16 protein-coding genes are annotated in these 17,266 nt (G+C 65.7%); 14 read left to right on the top strand and 2 right to left on the bottom strand.

Annotated elements, in window-relative coordinates; all coding sequences use genetic code 11:
- Positions 1-290 precede the first annotated feature (290 nt).
- Positions 291-587, bottom strand: a complete 297-nt coding sequence (locus tag CD928_RS22875; protein WP_141237045.1) for a hypothetical protein — start codon at positions 585-587, stop codon at positions 291-293.
- Between the two features lie 239 nt (positions 588-826).
- Here CD928_RS22875 and rpsB point away from each other — a divergent pair, with 239 nt between their 5' ends.
- From rpsB to rpmE, 12 genes are all read left to right on the top strand, one after another.
- Entirely contained in the window at positions 827-1,660 is an 834-nt protein-coding gene (gene rpsB, locus CD928_RS00220) for a 30S ribosomal protein S2 (protein WP_095383313.1), read from the top strand.
- A 142-nt stretch (positions 1,661-1,802) separates the two neighbouring features.
- On the top strand, positions 1,803-2,729 hold the full coding sequence (gene tsf / locus CD928_RS00225) for a translation elongation factor Ts (RefSeq protein WP_095383316.1): 927 nt from the start codon (positions 1,803-1,805) through the stop codon (positions 2,727-2,729).
- Positions 2,730-2,845: 116 nt separating this feature from the next.
- Complete coding sequence (pyrH, locus tag CD928_RS00230) at positions 2,846-3,571, top strand: UMP kinase (protein WP_095383319.1); 726 nt, start codon at positions 2,846-2,848, stop codon at positions 3,569-3,571.
- A gap of 11 nt (positions 3,572-3,582) precedes the next feature.
- Positions 3,583-4,137, top strand: a complete 555-nt coding sequence (frr, locus tag CD928_RS00235; RefSeq protein WP_095383322.1) for a ribosome recycling factor — start codon at positions 3,583-3,585, stop codon at positions 4,135-4,137.
- A 121-nt stretch (positions 4,138-4,258) separates the two neighbouring features.
- Entirely contained in the window at positions 4,259-4,945 is a 687-nt protein-coding gene (gene uppS / locus CD928_RS00240) for a polyprenyl diphosphate synthase (RefSeq protein ID WP_095383325.1), read from the top strand.
- A gap of 2 nt (positions 4,946-4,947) precedes the next feature.
- Positions 4,948-5,625: a phosphatidate cytidylyltransferase gene (locus tag CD928_RS00245; protein ID WP_095383328.1), complete on the top strand. Its 678-nt coding sequence runs from the start codon at positions 4,948-4,950 to the stop codon at positions 5,623-5,625.
- Position 5,626: 1 nt separating this feature from the next.
- Positions 5,627-6,790 (top strand): 1-deoxy-D-xylulose-5-phosphate reductoisomerase, encoded by a 1,164-nt coding sequence (locus CD928_RS00250; RefSeq protein ID WP_095383331.1) that lies wholly within the window; start codon positions 5,627-5,629, stop codon positions 6,788-6,790.
- Positions 6,783-7,913, top strand: coding sequence for an RIP metalloprotease RseP (rseP, locus tag CD928_RS00255; RefSeq protein ID WP_095383334.1), 1,131 nt, complete (start codon positions 6,783-6,785; stop codon positions 7,911-7,913). The genes CD928_RS00250 and rseP overlap by 8 nt, the downstream gene beginning before the upstream one ends.
- Positions 7,914-7,984: 71 nt before the next feature.
- Positions 7,985-10,675 (top strand): outer membrane protein assembly factor BamA, encoded by a 2,691-nt coding sequence (gene bamA, locus CD928_RS00260; RefSeq protein ID WP_095383337.1) that lies wholly within the window; start codon positions 7,985-7,987, stop codon positions 10,673-10,675.
- Complete coding sequence (locus tag CD928_RS00265; protein WP_095383339.1) at positions 10,675-11,379, top strand: OmpH family outer membrane protein; 705 nt, start codon at positions 10,675-10,677, stop codon at positions 11,377-11,379. The genes bamA and CD928_RS00265 overlap by 1 nt, the downstream gene beginning before the upstream one ends.
- A 4-nt stretch (positions 11,380-11,383) precedes the next feature.
- Positions 11,384-11,863 carry a 3-hydroxyacyl-ACP dehydratase FabZ gene (fabZ, locus tag CD928_RS00270; RefSeq protein WP_095383342.1) on the top strand — a complete coding sequence of 160 codons (480 nt, stop codon included), beginning with the start codon at positions 11,384-11,386 and terminating at the stop codon, positions 11,861-11,863.
- A gap of 227 nt (positions 11,864-12,090) precedes the next feature.
- Positions 12,091-12,318, top strand: a complete 228-nt coding sequence (rpmE, locus tag CD928_RS00275; protein WP_095383345.1) for a 50S ribosomal protein L31 — start codon at positions 12,091-12,093, stop codon at positions 12,316-12,318.
- 12 nt (positions 12,319-12,330) lie between these two features.
- Here rpmE and CD928_RS00280 read toward each other — a convergent pair whose 3' ends face one another.
- Positions 12,331-13,803, bottom strand: a complete 1,473-nt coding sequence (locus tag CD928_RS00280; RefSeq protein ID WP_095383347.1) for a glycerol kinase — start codon at positions 13,801-13,803, stop codon at positions 12,331-12,333.
- 334 nt (positions 13,804-14,137) lie between these two features.
- Here CD928_RS00280 and CD928_RS00285 point away from each other — a divergent pair, with 334 nt between their 5' ends.
- Positions 14,138-15,517 (top strand): DEAD/DEAH box helicase, encoded by a 1,380-nt coding sequence (locus tag CD928_RS00285; RefSeq protein WP_095383349.1) that lies wholly within the window; start codon positions 14,138-14,140, stop codon positions 15,515-15,517.
- 116 nt (positions 15,518-15,633) lie between these two features.
- The gene (locus tag CD928_RS00290; protein ID WP_095383351.1) at positions 15,634-17,259 is read left to right on the top strand and encodes an MFS transporter; all 1,626 of its coding nucleotides are present in this window, start codon (positions 15,634-15,636) and stop codon (positions 17,257-17,259) included.
- Positions 17,260-17,266: the final 7 nt, after the last annotated feature.

Consider the following 17,266-nt stretch of genomic DNA (forward strand, 5'->3'; position numbering starts at 1 on the left):
TCCCGGGGGCTGGTCGGCGCAAGGAGCGCGTGGTCATTCCAAAGTTCAGGAAAGTTCAGCCTATTGCGTGCCCAATCGGGGCCTTGAAGAGCGCTGAACGCGCCCAGCACGCCTCGCCGTGGCCGCCCCCGCAAGCTGGACCGTCATCGCTTTTATCCACCAAATGAAAGAGCCGGATACAAAACTGGCACAGCCCGATAATGTAGGAAAGGCCTATTTGACGCCGATGCCTGCTTTGGGGTGGGAAGCTGTCAGGGCGGCTACAGACCGCCAGACTAGCAGTCGGAACATTATTTAGCGCGCGAAAAGGATTCTTCGTAATCTGTGATCAGCTTGGCGAACCGCTGTTTTGACCGAGCAACCCTTTGCTTATGCCAATAGGTGAATAAAAGTATCGCAACTCCAGCGACGGACGGTCCGGCGATCCATTCAGGCTGGCGTTCACGAATGGCGAGCATGACCAAGAATGCCATCAGTGCAGCCGTGATCCATGCATATGCCGTGAAAAAGGGAACGACTTTCCACCACATGGGCGGAATAGGTCTGCCGCTTCTCGGGTCGAAGGTGATGGAATACAATGCCGCCATGCCTGTTCGTTCTCATATTTCAGTAATGTCCGCAACCGGTCGACGTTAGCCATGTCATGCCACTCTCACCGAAGCCCCGCCAGCCCACCCCCCTCCTCCTTCCCGCTTGCTTTTCGCCGCGAACGTCGCTAACGGGCCGCCCATTCCACATGGAAGGCGCACATACCGGTGCCGGGCCCATCCCTTCGCGGATGCCTCGGTTCTTGCCTTCCAGAGGACTAACCGGAAGGAGAAAGACTATGGCGACCCCTGTCGTCACGATGCAGAATCTTATCGAGGCCGGCGCCCACTTCGGCCACCAGACCCACCGTTGGAACCCGCGCATGAAGCCGTATATCTTCGGCGCGCGCAACGGCATCCACATCCTCGACCTGTCGCAGACCGTGCCGCTCTTCGCGCGCGCGCTCGACTTCATTTCGTCGACCTCGGCCGCGGGCGGCAAGGTGCTGTTCGTCGGCACCAAGCGCCAGGCGCAGGGTCCGATCGCCGACGCGGCGCGTGCGTCGGGTCAGCATTTCGTCAACCACCGCTGGCTGGGCGGCATGCTCACCAACTGGAAGACGATCTCGAACTCGATCAAGCGCCTCAAGACGCTCGAGGAACAGCTTTCGGGCGATACTTCGGGCCTCACCAAGAAGGAAGTGCTCAACAAGACCCGCGAACGCGACAAGCTCGAAATGTCGCTTGGCGGCATCCGCGACATGGGCGGCATTCCCGACGTGATGTTCGTGATCGACGCGAACAAGGAAGAGCTGGCGATCAAGGAAGCCAACGTCCTCGGCATTCCTGTCGTTGCGATCCTCGATTCGAACGTCTCGCCCGACGGCATCGCTTTCCCGGTTCCCGCGAACGATGACGCCGCGCGCGCCATCCGTCTCTATTGCGACGCGGTTGCCCAGGCGGCGACGCGCGGCGGCCAGCAGGCCCGCGCCGACCGCGGCGAGGACCTGGGTGCGGCGGTCGAGCCCGTCGCCGAGCCCGCGCTCGTGGAAGAGGCTGCCGCTCCGGCGACCGAGGACGAGCAGGTTCCGGCCGAAGCCGCTGCCGAAACCGAACGTCAGAGCGACGCCTAAGCGAACGCTCGCATGACGGGACGGCGCGCGGCGACAGGCGGCGCGCCGTCCCGGTCATCACTTTGACTTATCGCCCCGCCATGCGCGCGGGCAGATCGCAGGCCGACAGCAAGGGCCTGCCGCTTTTGGAAAGGATATTCCCATGGCTGAGATTACGGCCGCTCTCGTCAAGGAGCTGCGCGACCGCACCGGCGCCGGCATGATGGACTGCAAGAAGGCGCTCGCCGAAAACAACGGCGACATCGAAGCGTCGATCGACTGGCTGCGCACCAAGGGTCTCGCCGCCGCCGCCAAGAAGGCCGGCCGCGTCGCCGCCGAGGGTCTCGTCGGCGTCGCCACCGACGGCGCCAAGGGCGCGATGGTCGAAGTGAATAGCGAAACCGACTTCGTTGCCAAGAACGAACAGTTCCAGGGCTTCGTCCGCGACGTGACCCAGGTCGCGCTCGCCGGCAGCATCAGCGACGCCGAAGCGCTGGCGGCCGCCGCCTATCCCTCGGGCGGCACCGTTGCCGAAGCGCTGACCCAGAATATCGCGACGATCGGCGAGAACCAGTCGCTGCGCCGCAGCGCGATCGTTTCGGTGAACTCGGGCGTCGTCACCGGCTATGTCCACAATGCTGCCGCACCCGGCATGGGCAAGATCGGCGTGCTCGTCGCGCTCGAATCGACCGCCGGCGCCGATGTGCTCGAACCGCTCGGCAAGCAGCTCGCGATGCACGTCGCGGCCGCGAACCCGCTCGCGCTCAACGGCGACGATCTCGACGCCGACCTCGTCGCGCGCGAACGCGCGATCGCCGAGGAAAAGGCGGCGCAATCGGGCAAGCCCGCCGACATCGTATCGAAGATGGTCGACGGCACGATCGCGAAGTTCCGCAAGGAAAACGCGCTGCTGTCGCAGCCCTTCGTGATCGACGGCAAAACCCCGGTCGCCGAAGTCGTTGCCGCCGCCGGCAAGGACGTCGGCGCGACGATCACCTTGAAGGGCTTCGTCCGCTTCCAGCTCGGCGAGGGCATCGAGAAGGAAGAGAGCGACTTCGCCGCCGAAGTCGCCGCCGCCGCCGGCCGCTGATTTGAAAGCTGCGGCTGCCGCGCTTCGCTGCGCGGTAGTCCGCTTGGCAATGGCGCGCACTCTGACTAGGGTGCGCGCCATTCGCATATTGTGACCCCATCGATAGAGGTTCCCCCATGGCATTGCCCGGCCTGAAACGCATCTTGCTCAAACTGTCGGGCGAGGCGCTGATGGGCTCCAGCGCCTTCGGGATCGATCCCGATACCGTCGCCAGCATGGCGGCCGAGGTGAAGGCGGCCAAGGATCGCGGGCTCGAAATCTGCCTCGTCATCGGCGGCGGCAACATCTTTCGCGGCATGGCGGGCGCGGCGAAGGGCATGGACCGTGCGCAGGCCGACTATATGGGCATGCTCGCGACGGTGATGAACGCGCTCGCGATGCAGAATGCGCTCGAACAGCTCGGCGTCGAGACGCGCGTCCAGTCGGCGATCGAGATGGACAAGGTGTGCGAACCGGTCATCCGCCGCCGCGCCGAACGCCATATGGAAAAGGGCCGGGTGGTGATTTTCGCCGCCGGCGTCGGCGCCCCCTATTTCACCACCGACAGCGGCGCCGCGCTGCGCGCCGCCGAGATGAAGTGCGACGCGCTCCTGAAGGGCACGAGCGTCGATGGGGTCTATAACGCCGACCCCAAGAAGGATCCGACCGCGACCCGCTACGACCGGCTGACCTACGACCGCGTTCTCGCCGACAATCTGAAGGTGATGGACGCGAGCGCGGTGGCGCTGTGCCGCGACAACCATATCCCGATCGTCGTGTTCAACATCCGCGAACCCGGCAATCTCGCACGCGTCCTGGCGGGCAACGGTGTCGCCACCGTCGTCGGCGACGCCGCCCAGTAGAGGAAAAGACGATGGCGAAATATGACAAGGCCGACCTCGAGCGCCGCATGCACGGCGCGGTCGAATCGCTCAAGCACGACCTCGCGGGACTGCGCACCGGTCGTGCGCATACCGCACTGCTCGATCCGGTGACGGTCGAGGTCTACGGCAGCCACATGCCCCTGAACCAGGTCGCCTCGGTCAGCGCGCCCGAACCGCGCATGCTGACCGTGCAGGTGTGGGACAAGTCGAACGTCGGCCCGGTCGACAAGGCGATCCGCTCGGCGGGTCTCGGCCTCAATCCGATCGTCGACGGCCAGATGTTGCGCCTGCCGATCCCCGAAATGACGCAGGAGCGCCGCAAGGAGTTGTCGAAGCTCGCCGGCCAATATGCTGAAAAGGCTCGCGTCGCGGTGCGCAACGTTCGCCGCGACGGCATGGACAATCTGAAGGCCGACGAGAACAAGAAGGAAATCAGCGAGGACGAGCGCAAGCGCCACGAGACCGAGGTGCAAAAGCTCACCGACGCGACGATCGCCGACATCGACGCCGCCGCGACCGCCAAGGAAAAGGAAATCCTGGGCTAGTGTTCGCTCGTGCTTCCCTTTCAACCGTTCGGGCTGAGCCTGTCGAAGCCCCGTCCTTTCCTTCCGGAAGAAAGAACGGCCCTTCGACAAGCTCAGGGCGAGCGGAGTTTTAGGTTTTCCAGTGCCCGAGACTGACCACCGCGCGCGCCATGTCGCCATCATCATGGACGGCAACGGCCGCTGGGCGAAAAAGCGCCACCTGCCGCGCGTCGCCGGCCACCGCGCGGGAGTGGAAGCGGTGCGAAAGATCGTGCGCGCGGCGGGCGATCTCGGCCTCGAAGCGCTGACGCTCTATGCCTTTTCGTCGGAAAACTGGAAGCGCCCCGAGGAGGAAGTCAGCGACCTGATGGGGCTGATGAAGCGCTTCATCGTCAGCGACATCGACGAATTCGCCGCCAATGACGTGCGCCTCAAGATCGTCGGCAACTGGCGCGCGCTCGCCCCCGATGTCGTCGCGCTGATCGAGGACGCGCTGGCGCGCACCGCGGGCAACAAGCGCACGACGCTCGCGGTCGCGCTCAACTATGGCGCGCAGGACGAGATCGTGCGCGCCGCGCGCGCCGCGGCGGGGGAGGGGGCGATCACCGCCGAGGCGATCGAGGCGCATCTCGACACCGCCGACCTGCCGCCGCTCGACCTGCTCATCCGCACTTCGGGTGAGGTGCGCCTGTCGAATTTCCTGCTGTGGCAGGCGGCCTATGCGGAGCTATATTTCACCGATCGGCTGTGGCCTGATTTCACGCCCGCCGATCTGGCGGCGGCGCTCGACCAGTTTGCGCGGCGCGAACGCCGCTTCGGAGGGTTGTAGGAATGGCGACAGCGGCAAGATCGGACCTCTGGGTGCGGATCGCATCGGCGCTCGTGCTGTTCGCGATCGCCGGCACGGCGCTGTGGTTCGGGGGCATCGCCTTCGGCCTGCTGCTGCTCGTCGGCGGCGCGCTGGTGCTTGTCGAATGGTTCGCGCTGGTGCGCGCGATGACGCTCGGCGGGGGGGTGAAGGGCGCGCTGATGGTGGCGGGGCCGATCCTCGTGCTCGGCGCCATCGCCGGGCTCTGGTTCATCCGCGACCGCCTGGGCGTCACCGCGGCGCTCTGGGTGTTCGGCATGGTCTGGGCGACCGACATCGGCGCCTATTTCGCCGGCCGCGCCTTTGGCGGCGCGCGCCTCGCGCCGAAAATCAGCCCGTCGAAGACCTGGTCGGGGCTGATCGGCGGGATGGTCGCGGCGCTGATCGTCAGCGCGACGCTGGGCGACCGCGGCGGCATCACGGGCGTGCCGCTGTGGATCGGCCTTGTCATGGGCCTGCTCGCGCAGCTCGGCGATCTGGGCGAAAGCTGGATGAAGCGCCGCGCCGGCGTCAAGGATTCGGGCAAGCTGATCCCCGGCCACGGCGGTCTCTTCGACCGCGTCGACGGGTTGCTTCCGGTCGCGCTGGTCCTCGGCGCGCTTGCGGTGCTCGGGCACATCGCCGTGCGGGCGGCGGGCTGAAATGACACGCCGCCTGTCGCTGTTCGGGGCCACGGGCTCGGTAGGGCGCTCGACGCTCGACCTCGTCCGGCAGGACGGCAACGCATGGGCGCTATCGGTGCTCACCGCGAACAGCGACGTGCCCGAACTGGCGAGGCTTGCGCGCGAATTCCGCCCCGGCCTCGCCGTGATCGCCGAGGAAGCGCGCTACAGCGAGCTGAAGGATGCGCTCTCGGGAACCGGCATCGAGGTCGCGGCGGGCGCCGAGGCGCTGGTCGAAGCGGCGCGGCGGCCCGCCGACCTCGTGATGGCGGCGATCGTCGGCTGCGCGGGGCTCGCTCCGACGATGGCGGCGCTCGAGGCGGGTCACGACGTCGCGCTCGCCAACAAGGAGGCGCTGGTCTCCGCAGGCGAATTGATGACCGCGGCGGCGCGCGCGTCGGGCGCGACGATCCTGCCGGTCGATTCGGAGCATAATGCGATCTTCCAGTGCCTCGCGGGCGGGCGCATCGATCAGGTGCGGCGGATCATCCTCACCGCGAGCGGCGGGCCCTTCCGCACGATGCGCGCGGCGGACATGGCGCATGTCACCCCGGCGCAGGCGGTCGCGCATCCCAATTGGTCGATGGGCGCGAAGATCAGCGTCGATTCGGCGACGATGATGAACAAGGGCCTCGAACTCATTGAGGCGCATCATCTTTTTCCCGTGGGTCTCGACCGCATCGAGATCCTCGTTCATCCGCAGTCGGTGATCCATTCGATGGTCGAATATGTCGACCGCTCGACCCTCGCGCAGCTCGGCTCGCCCGACATGCGCATTCCGATCGGCAGCGCGCTCGCCTGGCCGCAGCGCATGGAAACGCCGTGCGCGCCGCTCGACCTCGCGGCCATCGGCCGGCTCGATTTCGAGGCGCCCGACGAAACGCGCTTCCCCGCGACCGCGCTCTGCCGCGCCGCGATCGCCGCGGGCGGCGCGCGCCCGGCGCAGCTCAACGCCGCGAACGAGGTGGCGGTCGCCGCCTTCCTCGCCGGGCGTATTCCCTTCCCGGCGATCGTCGACACCGTGCGCCGCGTGATCGACGCCGAGGCGCCCGCCCATCCGGTGTCGCTTCAGGACATATTCAGCGTCGATGCCGCATCGCGCGCGGCCGCGCAGCATTTTGTGGACCAGCTTGAACATGCCTAATGTGCCGATTTGGCTCTATTTTGTCGCCTTCCTTCTCGTGCTCGGGCCGCTGGTCTTCGTGCACGAATATGGCCATTATATCGTCGGCCGCTGGTGCGGCGTGAAGGCGGATGCCTTCTCGATCGGCTTCGGGCGCAGGATTCTCGGCTGGACCGACAGGCGCGGGACCGAATGGAAGATCGGCTGGCTGCCCCTCGGCGGTTATGTCCAGTTCGCCGGCGACCGCGACGCGGTCAGCCAGCCCGACGCCGAGTGGCAGAACCTGCCCGCCGACGAGCGGGCGCACAGCTTTCCCGCCCAGCCGGTGTGGAAGCGCGCGCTGATCGTCGCCGCGGGGCCGGTCACCAACTTCCTGTTCGCGATCCTGATCCTTGCCGGCTTCGCTTCGCTCAGCGGCGTGCCGACCACCCCCGCGATTGTCGGAATGGTGGAGGCCGGTTCGGTCGCCGAATCCGTGGGACTGCGTCCCGGCGACAGGATTCTGTCGATCGACGGGCGACCGATGGAAAAGTTCATCGATATCCCGATGGCCGTCGCGCATCGTCCGGGCGAGGCGATGGACGTCCGTTTCGAACGAGGCGGCGGCGAGCGGACCGTCCGCCTGACGCCGCGGCTGGTCAAGGAAAAGGACCGGTTCGGCAACGTCTTCGAGCGCGGCCTGATCGGCATCGGACCGGGCAAGGTCGAGTTCGAGAAAGTCCCGCTCGCCGAGGCGCCTCTGGTCGCGGCGCGCCAGACGGCGCAAATCGTCCGGCAGACCTGGGAAGTGCTCGGACAGTTGCTTACCGGCAACCGTTCGATCAAGGATTTGAGCGGACTGGTCAAGATCGCGCAGGTATCGGGGGAAGCGGCCAGCCTCGGCGCGTCCCAGCTCGTGTTTCTCGCGGCGCTCATCTCCATCAATCTGGGGTTCATAAACCTGTTGCCATTGCCCATGCTCGATGGTGGCCATCTGCTCTTTTACGGCTATGAAGCGATCCGGCGGCGTCCGGCGCCGCTGGAAGTGCAGGAATGGGCGTTCCGGTTCGGCTTCGTGGCGATCGTCGCGCTGATGTTGGTCGTGACTTTCAACGATTTGGGCTCAATCGGGGCCTGGGACCGGATCGCGCGCTTGATTGGATAAGCGGACTGGTGCAGGAGTGCGCGCCAACCCGCAGGCAAGCGGGTTTGTCGCTTTTGAGTTATTTTGGCGGGATGAACAGCGTGGCTTCACACAATTTCACGGCGCGGACGCAGCTGTCGGCACTCCTTATGGCGGGAACGATGCTGGCGTGGCCCGCCGCGCCGCTGCTCGCCCAGGAAGCCGCGCCGCCGCCGCCGCCGGTCGTGCCGACCCTTCCGGTTCCGGCGCCCGAAGCCGTTCCGACCGCATCGACGATCAGGTCGATCACCGTTACCGGCAACCAGCGCCTCGAATCCCAGACGATCCTCTCCTATCTGCGCCTGCGTGTCGGCCAGTCCTATGACCGCGCGACGCTCGACCAGGCGCTGAAGGACCTCGCGGCGACCGAACTGTTCAAGGATTATCAGATCACCGACGATGCCGGCGCGCTGACGATCCAGGTCACCGAGAATCCGGTGATCAACCGCGTGATCCTGGAGGGCAACAAGCGCCTGAAGGAAGACAAGATCCGGCCCGAGATCAAGCTCGCGCCGCGCCAGATCTTCACCCGGTCGAAGGTTCGCGCCGACGTCGCGCGCATCATCGAGCTCTACAAGCGCCAGGGCCGCTTCGCCGCGACCGTCGAGCCCAAGATGGTGCAGCTCGACCAGAACCGCGTCGACGTGGTGTTCGAGATCAACGAGGGGCCGAAGTCGAAGGTTCGCCAGATCAACATTCTTGGCAACGAGAAGTTCAGCGACGGCGATATCAAGGACGAGATGGCGACCAAGGAGACAGGGCTTCTCACGATGCTCTCGTCGAACACCACCTACGATCCCGACCGCCTCGCCTACGACCAGCAGAAGGTGCGCCTTTTCTACCTGCAGAACGGCTATGCCGACTTCCGCGTCATCTCGGCGGTCGCCGAGCTGACCAGCAACAAGCAGGACTTCATCATCACCTATGTCGTCGAGGAAGGCGAACGCTACAAGTTCGGCGACGTGAACCTCGAAAGCAGTCTGCGCGACTTCAAGCCGGAGACGATGAAGGCGATGCTGCCGATGAAGACCGGCGACTGGTACAATGCCAAGCAGGTCGAGGACACGGTCGAAAGCCTCAGCGAAACGGCGGGCCTGTTCGGCTACGCCTTCGCCGACATCAATCCCGAATTCCATCGCAACCCCGAAACGCGGACGATGGACATCACCTTCAACGTTGGCGAAAGCCCGCGCACTTACGTGGAGCGGATCGACGTCAACGGCAACACGCTGACGCAGGACAAGGTGGTCCGCCGCGAATTCCGCCTCAACGAAGGCGACGCGTTCAACAGCTTCGCGGTCAAGCGCACCGAAGGCCGCCTCAACAGCCTCGGTTATTTCCAGGAAAATCTGGAGATCGAGCGCAAGGAAGGCAGCGCCCCCGACCGCATCATCCTCGAAACCAATGTCGAGGAAAAACCGACCGGCGAACTGTCGCTCTCGGCGGGTTTCTCGTCGATCGAGAGCTTCCTCGTCCAAGCGTCGATCCGCCAGCGCAACTTCCGCGGTCTCGGCCAGCAGCTGCAGGCCTCGGTCAATTATTCGAGCTATTCGAAATCGGTCGAGCTCGGCTTTACCGAGCCCTATCTGTTCGACCGCAACATTTCGCTCGGCGGCAGCGTCTATCGTCGCGACCTCAATTCGTTCAACTTCATCAACAACGACCGCCGGACGACGTTCGAGCAGACGACGACGGGTTTCCAGATCAACGTCGGCGTGCCGCTGACCGAATATATGTCGGCTTTCGGCCGCTACAGCCTCAACTTCGACGATGTGTCGCTCGACCGCAGCATCTATTATTTCGGCGACGAGTGCGACCCGCTGGTGGCCGGCCGCTATCTGTGCGACGCGATCGGCAAGCGCACGACATCGCTTCTCGGCTTCACGCTCGCCTATGACGACCGCGACAACAGCCGCCGTCCGACGCGCGGCCAGTCCTTCTCGTTCAGCCAGGATTTCGCGGGTCTCGGCGGCAGCGTCAAATATGTCCGCAGCCGCGCCGCGGCGAGCAAGCATTTCAACCTCGGCAGCCGCTTCATCCTCAACCTCTCGGCGGAAGGCGGCTATATCTATCCTCTCGGCGGCCGGCCGACGCCGACCAGCGACAAGGTCCGGCTGACCGACCGCTTCTTCCTGGGCGAGCCGCAGATGCGCGGCTTCGACATTCGCGGCCTCGGCCCGCGCGTGATCCGCTACTCCAGCGTCGATATCAGCGACCCGGCGAACCCGGTGCTCGACACGACGATCGACCGCAACCAGCTCATCGACGACGCGCTCGGCGGCCGTGCCTATTATCAGGGCCGCGTCGAGGTCGATATTCCGCTCGGCTCGGGCGCCAAGGAAATGGGGCTGCGTCCGTCGATCTTCCTCGACGTCGGTTCGGTGTTCAGCGTGAAGCGGCCGAATCTGACGACGCTCGCCAACTTCAAGGATCCGGCGGACAATCTCACCAAATATCTATGCCGCAACGCGGCAACCGGCGACCAGCAGTTCGGGACTCAGGGGACGGATTCGAACGGCGCACCTACCGGTAACTACAGTATCTGTCCCGATGGCTATTCGTCGATGGCTCCGTTCGAGGAACGCTTCTATGGCGACACCTGGATGCCGCGTGTGTCGATCGGCGCCGGCGTCAACTGGAATTCTCCCTTCGGTCCCTTCCGGATCGACTTCGCTTACGCCCTTCGCAAAGAAGAGGGCGATGATACGAAACGCTTCTCATTCAACGTAGGAACCCAATTCTGATGAAGAAAATTTTTGTCGCTTCGGCGCTCGCGATCGCCGCGCTGTCGGTTTCGCCCATGGTCGCCGCCCCCGCCGCGGCCCAATCGAAGACCGGGATCGGCATCGCCGACCTCGATGTGGCGACGACGCGCTCGAGCGCCTACCAGACCGCGCTGGGGCAGATCCGCACCACCTACAAGGCGCAGATCGATCAGGTCGAGGCTCGCGATCAGACGCTGGGCGCCGAGCTGAACGTGCTGCGCGCCAAGGCGAACGAGGAAGCCAAGAAAACGCCGCAGAACAAGGCGGCGATCGACGCCGCGGTCAAGGCTTTCCAGGACAAGTCGGCGGCCGCGCAGCGCGAACTCGCCCAGATGGCCCAGCCCTACGAACTGGCGCGCGCCTATGTGATCGACCAGATCACCGTGCGTCTCGACGACGCGGTCAAGGGCGCGATGACCAAGCGCAAGGTCGACCTGCTTCTGAACTATGATCAGCAGGTCGTTCTCGCCGCGCAGCCGCCGGTGGACATCACCGATGCGATCACCGCCGAGCTCAACACCCTGCTGCCGGCCGTCTCGATCGCGGTGCCGGCCGGCTATCAGCCGGGCCAGCTGATGCAGCAGAAGAATCAGGCGATCGTAGACGCCGCCCGCGCCCGTCAGGGTCAGACGGCACCCGCGGCGCCCGCTCCGGCCGCCGGCACGCCTCCGACCACGCGCTAAGGCGATGGGCGAGGGGGACAAGGCGGAAGGCGCTCTGGGTCCGGCGGACATCCGCCGGATCCTGGCGCTGCTGCCGCATCGTTATCCGATGCTGCTCGTCGACCGGGTGGTCGCGATGGTGAAGGACACCTCGATCCACGCGGTCAAGGCGGTGACGATGAACGAGCCCTTCTTCCAGGGCCATTTCCCCGGCCGGCCGATCATGCCCGGCGTCCTCATCGTCGAGGCGCTGGCGCAGGCGGGCGGGGTCCTCGCGATCGAATCGCTGGGGCTCGCGGGGACGGGCAAGCTCGTCTATTTCATGGGCATCGACGGGGTGAAGTTCAGGAAACCCGTCGAACCCGGCCACCTGCTCGACCTTCACGTCACCATCCTCCAGGCGAAGCGGAACATCTGCAAGTTCGAAGGACGCGCGATGCTGGACGGGCAATTGGCGACCGAGTGCCAGTTCACCGCGATGATCGCCGATCCACCGGGCGACTGAACCCAATCCATTTCGTTCTCGCCGTCATTGCGAGGAGCGCAGCGACGAAGCAATCTCCAGCCATCGGCCTTGCGCAAGACCGATAGCTGGAGATTGCTTCGCTTCGCTCGCAATGACGAGGGGAGGGTGTTGCTTTTCCCGCGATTGCCCGGTAAGGGCGCGCCTTAGCGTCCCCGGGCGCACGGACTCAGCCGCTGGTCGGAAACCAGCGGCGCAGGAGCTATAAGATGAAAAAAGACATTCACCCCGACTATCACATGATCACGGTCAAGATGACCGACGGCACCGAATATCAGACTCGCTCGACCTGGGGCAGCGAGGGCGACGTGATGACGCTCGAAATCGACCCCACCGCGCACCCGGCGTGGACCGGCGGCCAGGGCCGCATGCTCGACGCGGGCGGCCAGGTCGCCAAGTTCAACAAGCGTTTCGGCGGTCTGACGCTCAAGCGCTAAGGCGCTTCGAACTTACCTCAAAACCTTTGCAAGCGCGCTTTGCCACCCGGCAAGGCGCGTTTTGCGTTGTTGCGCATCCAGCGCCGGGGTGAAGCGCGTCGTGCGCCCGCGCATCGCCCGGGCGGCGCTCGCGAGGTCGGGGTAGAGCCCGGCCCCGGTCGCGGCGAGCATCGCGGCGCCGAGCGCGGTGCTTTCGACGAATTCGGGCCGCTCGACGGTCAGGTCGAGCATGTCGGCCAGGTCTTGCGCCATCCAGTTGTTCGCCGCCATGCCGCCGTCGATCCTGAGCTCCGCCCAGTCGACCCCGTCGGCGGCGAAGGCCGATTTCAGATCGTGCGCCTGATAGGCCTGCGCCTCGAGCGCGGCGCGCGCGACATGCGCCTTGCCGCTCGCGAAGCTGAGCCCCGACAGCGCCGCGAGCGCGTTCGGCCGCCAGTGCGGCGCCCCGAGACCCGACAGCGCGGGCACCAGATAGACCCCGCCATTGTCGGCGACCGAACGCGCCAGCCCCTCGCTCTCCCCCGCGCTCGCGAGCAGGCCGAGCCCGTCGCGAAGCCATTGGATCAGGCTGCCCGCGACGAACACCGACCCTTCGAGCGCGTAGGACCGCGCGTCGCCCTCCTGCACCAGCACGGTGGCGAGCAGGCGGTTCGCCGAATGCGGGCGGGTAAGCCCGCTCGCCGAGAGGATGAAGGCGCCGGTGCCGAAGGTCGCCTTGGTCTGCCCCGGCGCGAGACAGGCTTGTCCGATCGTCGCCGCCTGCTGGTCGCCCGCCATGCCGCAGATCGGGATCGCGCCGCCGAACAGGTCGGGGGCGGTGGTGCCGACGGTCGCGGTGCAGCCCACGATCTCGGGCAGCAGCGCTCTTGGTACGCCGAGCAGGTCGCACAGCCCCTCGTCCCAGCCGTGCGCGCCGTCGATCGCCATCAGCAGGGTGCGCGAGGCGTTGGTCGCATCGCTGACATGGACGCCGCCGGTCAGGCGATAGACGAGATAGGATTCGATCGTCCCGACCGCGAGCCGATCGCCTGCCTCGCGAAGCTGCGGCCAATTCTTCAGCGCCCAGCCAATCTTGCTTCCCGAAAAATAGGGGTCGAGCAGCAGGCCGCTCGTCGCCTGCACTGCCGCCTCGTGCCTTGCCTCCTTGAGCGCCGCGCACTCGGCGGCGGTGCGCCGGTCCTGCCAGACGATCGCGGGGGCGAGCGGCTCGCCGGTCGCACGGTCCCAGAACACCACCGTTTCGCGCTGATTGGTGATACCGATCGCCGCGATCCGATCCGAACCGCCCGCCTTGTCGATCATCGATCGCGTGCAGGCGAGGGTCGCGTTCCAGATTTCGGCGGCATCATGCTCGACGAGACCGGGGCCGGGGTAATGCTGCCGAAACTCGCGCTGCGCGCTGCCGAGCGGCGTGCCATCGGCGGCGAACAACATCGTGCGGGTCGAGGTGGTGCCTTCATCGATGACGATGATCTTCTCGGCCAAGATATCTCTCCCATCGTCACCCTGAGCTTGACCCGGGGCCCGCCTGTTTTGAAGGGAAAGACAGACCCCGGGTCAACCCCGGGGTGACGGTAGGCGCAATAATCTTGCATTCCTTCGCAACGCATGCCATATGATTGTGCAGCGCAGCATGGCGGATCGATTCGCCGCAACCCCCGGCAGCGTGATTTCCCGCCCATTTTCAGGCGCGGGCGAGCCGGACCAGCGCTTTGTCCCCAGAGGCACCCTTTCACGCGGGTCGTTTCGAACCCGCGGCCGTGCGCCGTCCGTTCGATGCGAACGGATGCGCCTGCGCGTCGCCCTATGTGAGTATTTTATGACGACTTTTAACGACTTTGGCCTGCATGCCGACATCAATCGCGCGCTTGCCGCCAAGGATTACACCATCCCGACCCCGATTCAGGTCCAGGCGATTCCGCCGCTGATGAAGGGTCGCGACCTGTGCGGTATCGCGCAGACCGGCACTGGCAAGACGGCCGGCTTCTCGCTGCCGTCGATCCATCATCTGCTGACCTACCCGCATCGCGCGACGCCGCGCGGCTGCCGCATGCTCGTGCTGGCGCCGACGCGCGAACTCGCCGCGCAGATCGCGCAGAGCTGCCGCGACTATGGCCGTTTCACCAAGCTCAGCGTCTCGACCGTCTTCGGTGGCGTGCCGATCAACAAGCAGATTCGCGATCTGGCGAAGGGCGTCGACATTCTCGTCGCCACGCCCGGCCGCCTGCTCGACCTGATCGACCAGCGCGCGCTGCGCCTCGACGATGTCGAGATCTTCGTCCTCGACGAGGCCGACCAGATGATGGACATGGGCTTCATCCATTCGCTGCGCCGCGTCGCCAAGCTGCTGCCGTCGCGCCGTCAGAATCTGTTCTTCTCTGCCACCATGCCCAAGGAAATCGCGGGTCTCGCCGATCAGTTCCTGAACGATCCGGTTACCGTTTCGGTCGCGCCGCAGGCGACGACCGCCGAAAAGGTCCGCCAGCAAATCACCTTCGTCGAGCAGAAGGAGAAGCAGGCGCTGCTCCATCATGTCCTCAAGACCGAGGACATCGACCGCGCGCTGATCTTCACCCGCACCAAGCACGGCGCCGACCGCGTCGTTCGCCACCTCGCGGGTGCGGGCATCCAAGCTTATGCGATCCACGGCAACAAGAGCCAGGCGCAGCGCACGACGGCGCTCCAGGCCTTCCGCTCGGGGCAGGTGCGGCTGCTCGTCGCGACCGACATCGCCGCGCGCGGCATCGACGTCTCCGGGGTCAGCCATGTGATCAACTTCGAGATTCCGAACGTGCCCGAACAATATGTCCACCGCATCGGCCGCACCGCGCGCGCCGGGGCGGAGGGCATCGCGATCAGCTTCGTCGCCCCCGACGAAAAGGCCTATCTGCGCGACATCGAGCGCGTCACGCGCACCCGCGCCGAGCCGGTCAAGCTGCCCGACGGCTTTTCGGAAATGGTCCGCAACCTGCCCAAGCCCGCCCAGCCGCCGCGCAACACCGGCGGCAAGGGCCGCGATCCGCAGCGCCAGCGCGAGGACGCGCAGCGCCAGCGTGACGGCGGCAAGCCGCGCGGCGATCGCGGCCCGCGCCACGAAGCGGCTCCCGCCGCCGATGGCCAAGGCCAGCGCAAGCGCCGCTTTCGCCCGCGCCGCGGCGGCGTCGGCGCGCACAAGGGCGCGGTGACGCGCGTCGGTTAAATCACAGACAAACCTCATTTTCCGTTTGTGCTGAGCTTGTCGAAGCACCGTCCTTTCCTTAGCATCGCTAAAGCAAGAACGGCCCTTCGACAGGCTCAGGGCAAACGGGGGAAGAGATGGCCAAAGATACCGCGGCAGTGGCTCCCACCGAAACGCGGCAGAGCGAACGCAAGGTCATATTGGCCTCCTCGCTCGGCACCGTCTTCGAATGGTATGATTTCTACCTCTACGGGCTGCTCGCGACGATCATTTCGGCGCAGTTCTTTTCGGGGGTCAACGAAACCACCGGCTTCATCTTCGCGCTCGCCGCCTTCGCCGCGGGCTTCGCGGTGCGCCCCTTCGGCGCGCTGGTCTTCGGCCGGCTCGGCGACCTCGTCGGGCGCAAATATACCTTTCTCGTGACGATGGGCCTGATGGGCCTGTCGACCTTCCTCGTCGGTGTCCTGCCCAGCTATGCGGCGGTGGGCGTCGCGGCGCCGATCCTGCTCGTGGTGCTCCGGCTCGTGCAGGGGCTCGCGCTCGGCGGCGAATATGGCGGCGCCGCGACCTATGTCGCGGAACATGCGCCCGAGGGGAAGCGCGGTCTCTTCACCAGCTTCATCCAGACCACCGCGACGCTCGGCCTGTTCGCGGCGCTGCTCGTCGTCATCGCGACGCGCTTCCTCGTCGGCGAGGAGGCGTTCGCGGACTGGGGCTGGCGCATCCCCTTCCTCGTCTCGGTCATCCTCCTCGGCGTCTCGCTGTGGATTCGCCTCCAGCTCGAGGAAAGCCCGGTGTTCCGCCGCATGAAGGAAGAAGGCACGACCTCGAAGGCGCCGCTCACCGAAGCCTTCGGCCGCTGGGTCAACCTCAAATGGGTGCTCGTCGCTCTGCTCGGCGCGGTCGCGGGCCAAGCGGTCGTCTGGTACACCGGGCAATTCTACGCGCTCTTCTTCCTCGAAAAGACGCTGAAGGTCGACGGCGCGACCGCGAACATCTTGATCGCCATCGCGCTTGCGCTCGGCACGCCCTTCTTCATCCTCTTCGGCTGGCTTAGCGACCGGATCGGACGCAAGCCGATCATCCTCGCCGGCTGCGCGCTTGCGGCGCTCACCTATTTTCCCGCCTTCCAGATGCTGACCGCCGCGGCCAATCCGGCACTCGCCGAAGCGCAAGCGCGCGCGCCCGTCGTCGTGTTCGCTCAAGCAGAGACTTGTTCGTTCCAGTTCGACCCCATCGGCCGAACCTCGTTCGACCGGACCGGCTGTGATATTGTCAAGTCCGGGCTGGCCAAGGCGGGGATTCCATACGCCAATGAGGATGGGACCTATGATGGCCGAGCGGTGGTCCACGTTGGCGAAGAAGTGCTTCCCGTTACTGACAAGGCAAGCTTCGGTGTCGCCCTCCCGCGATTGCTGGCCGAGGCGGGCTACCCCGAGAAGGCTGACCCTGAGGCGATCGACAAGCCGCTCGTCGTCGCGATCCTCTTTTGGCTCGTGCTGCTGGTGACGATGGTCTACGGCCCGATCGCCGCGCTGCTCGTCGAGCTTTTCCCCAGCCGCATCCGCTATTCGGCGATGTCGCTGCCTTACCATATCGGCAACGGCTGGTTCGGCGGCTTCCTGCCGACGACCGCCTTCGCGATGGTCGCGGCGACGGGGAATATCTATTATGGCCTCTGGTACCCGGTCGCGGTCGCGCTGCTGACCCTCGTCGTCGGCCTGCTGTTTCTTCCCGAAACCTTCCGCCGCACGATTCATTAGCGGCGCG

It is taken from the genome of Sphingopyxis sp. GW247-27LB (assembly GCF_002277025.1).
Lineage (GTDB): Bacteria > Pseudomonadota > Alphaproteobacteria > Sphingomonadales > Sphingomonadaceae > Sphingopyxis.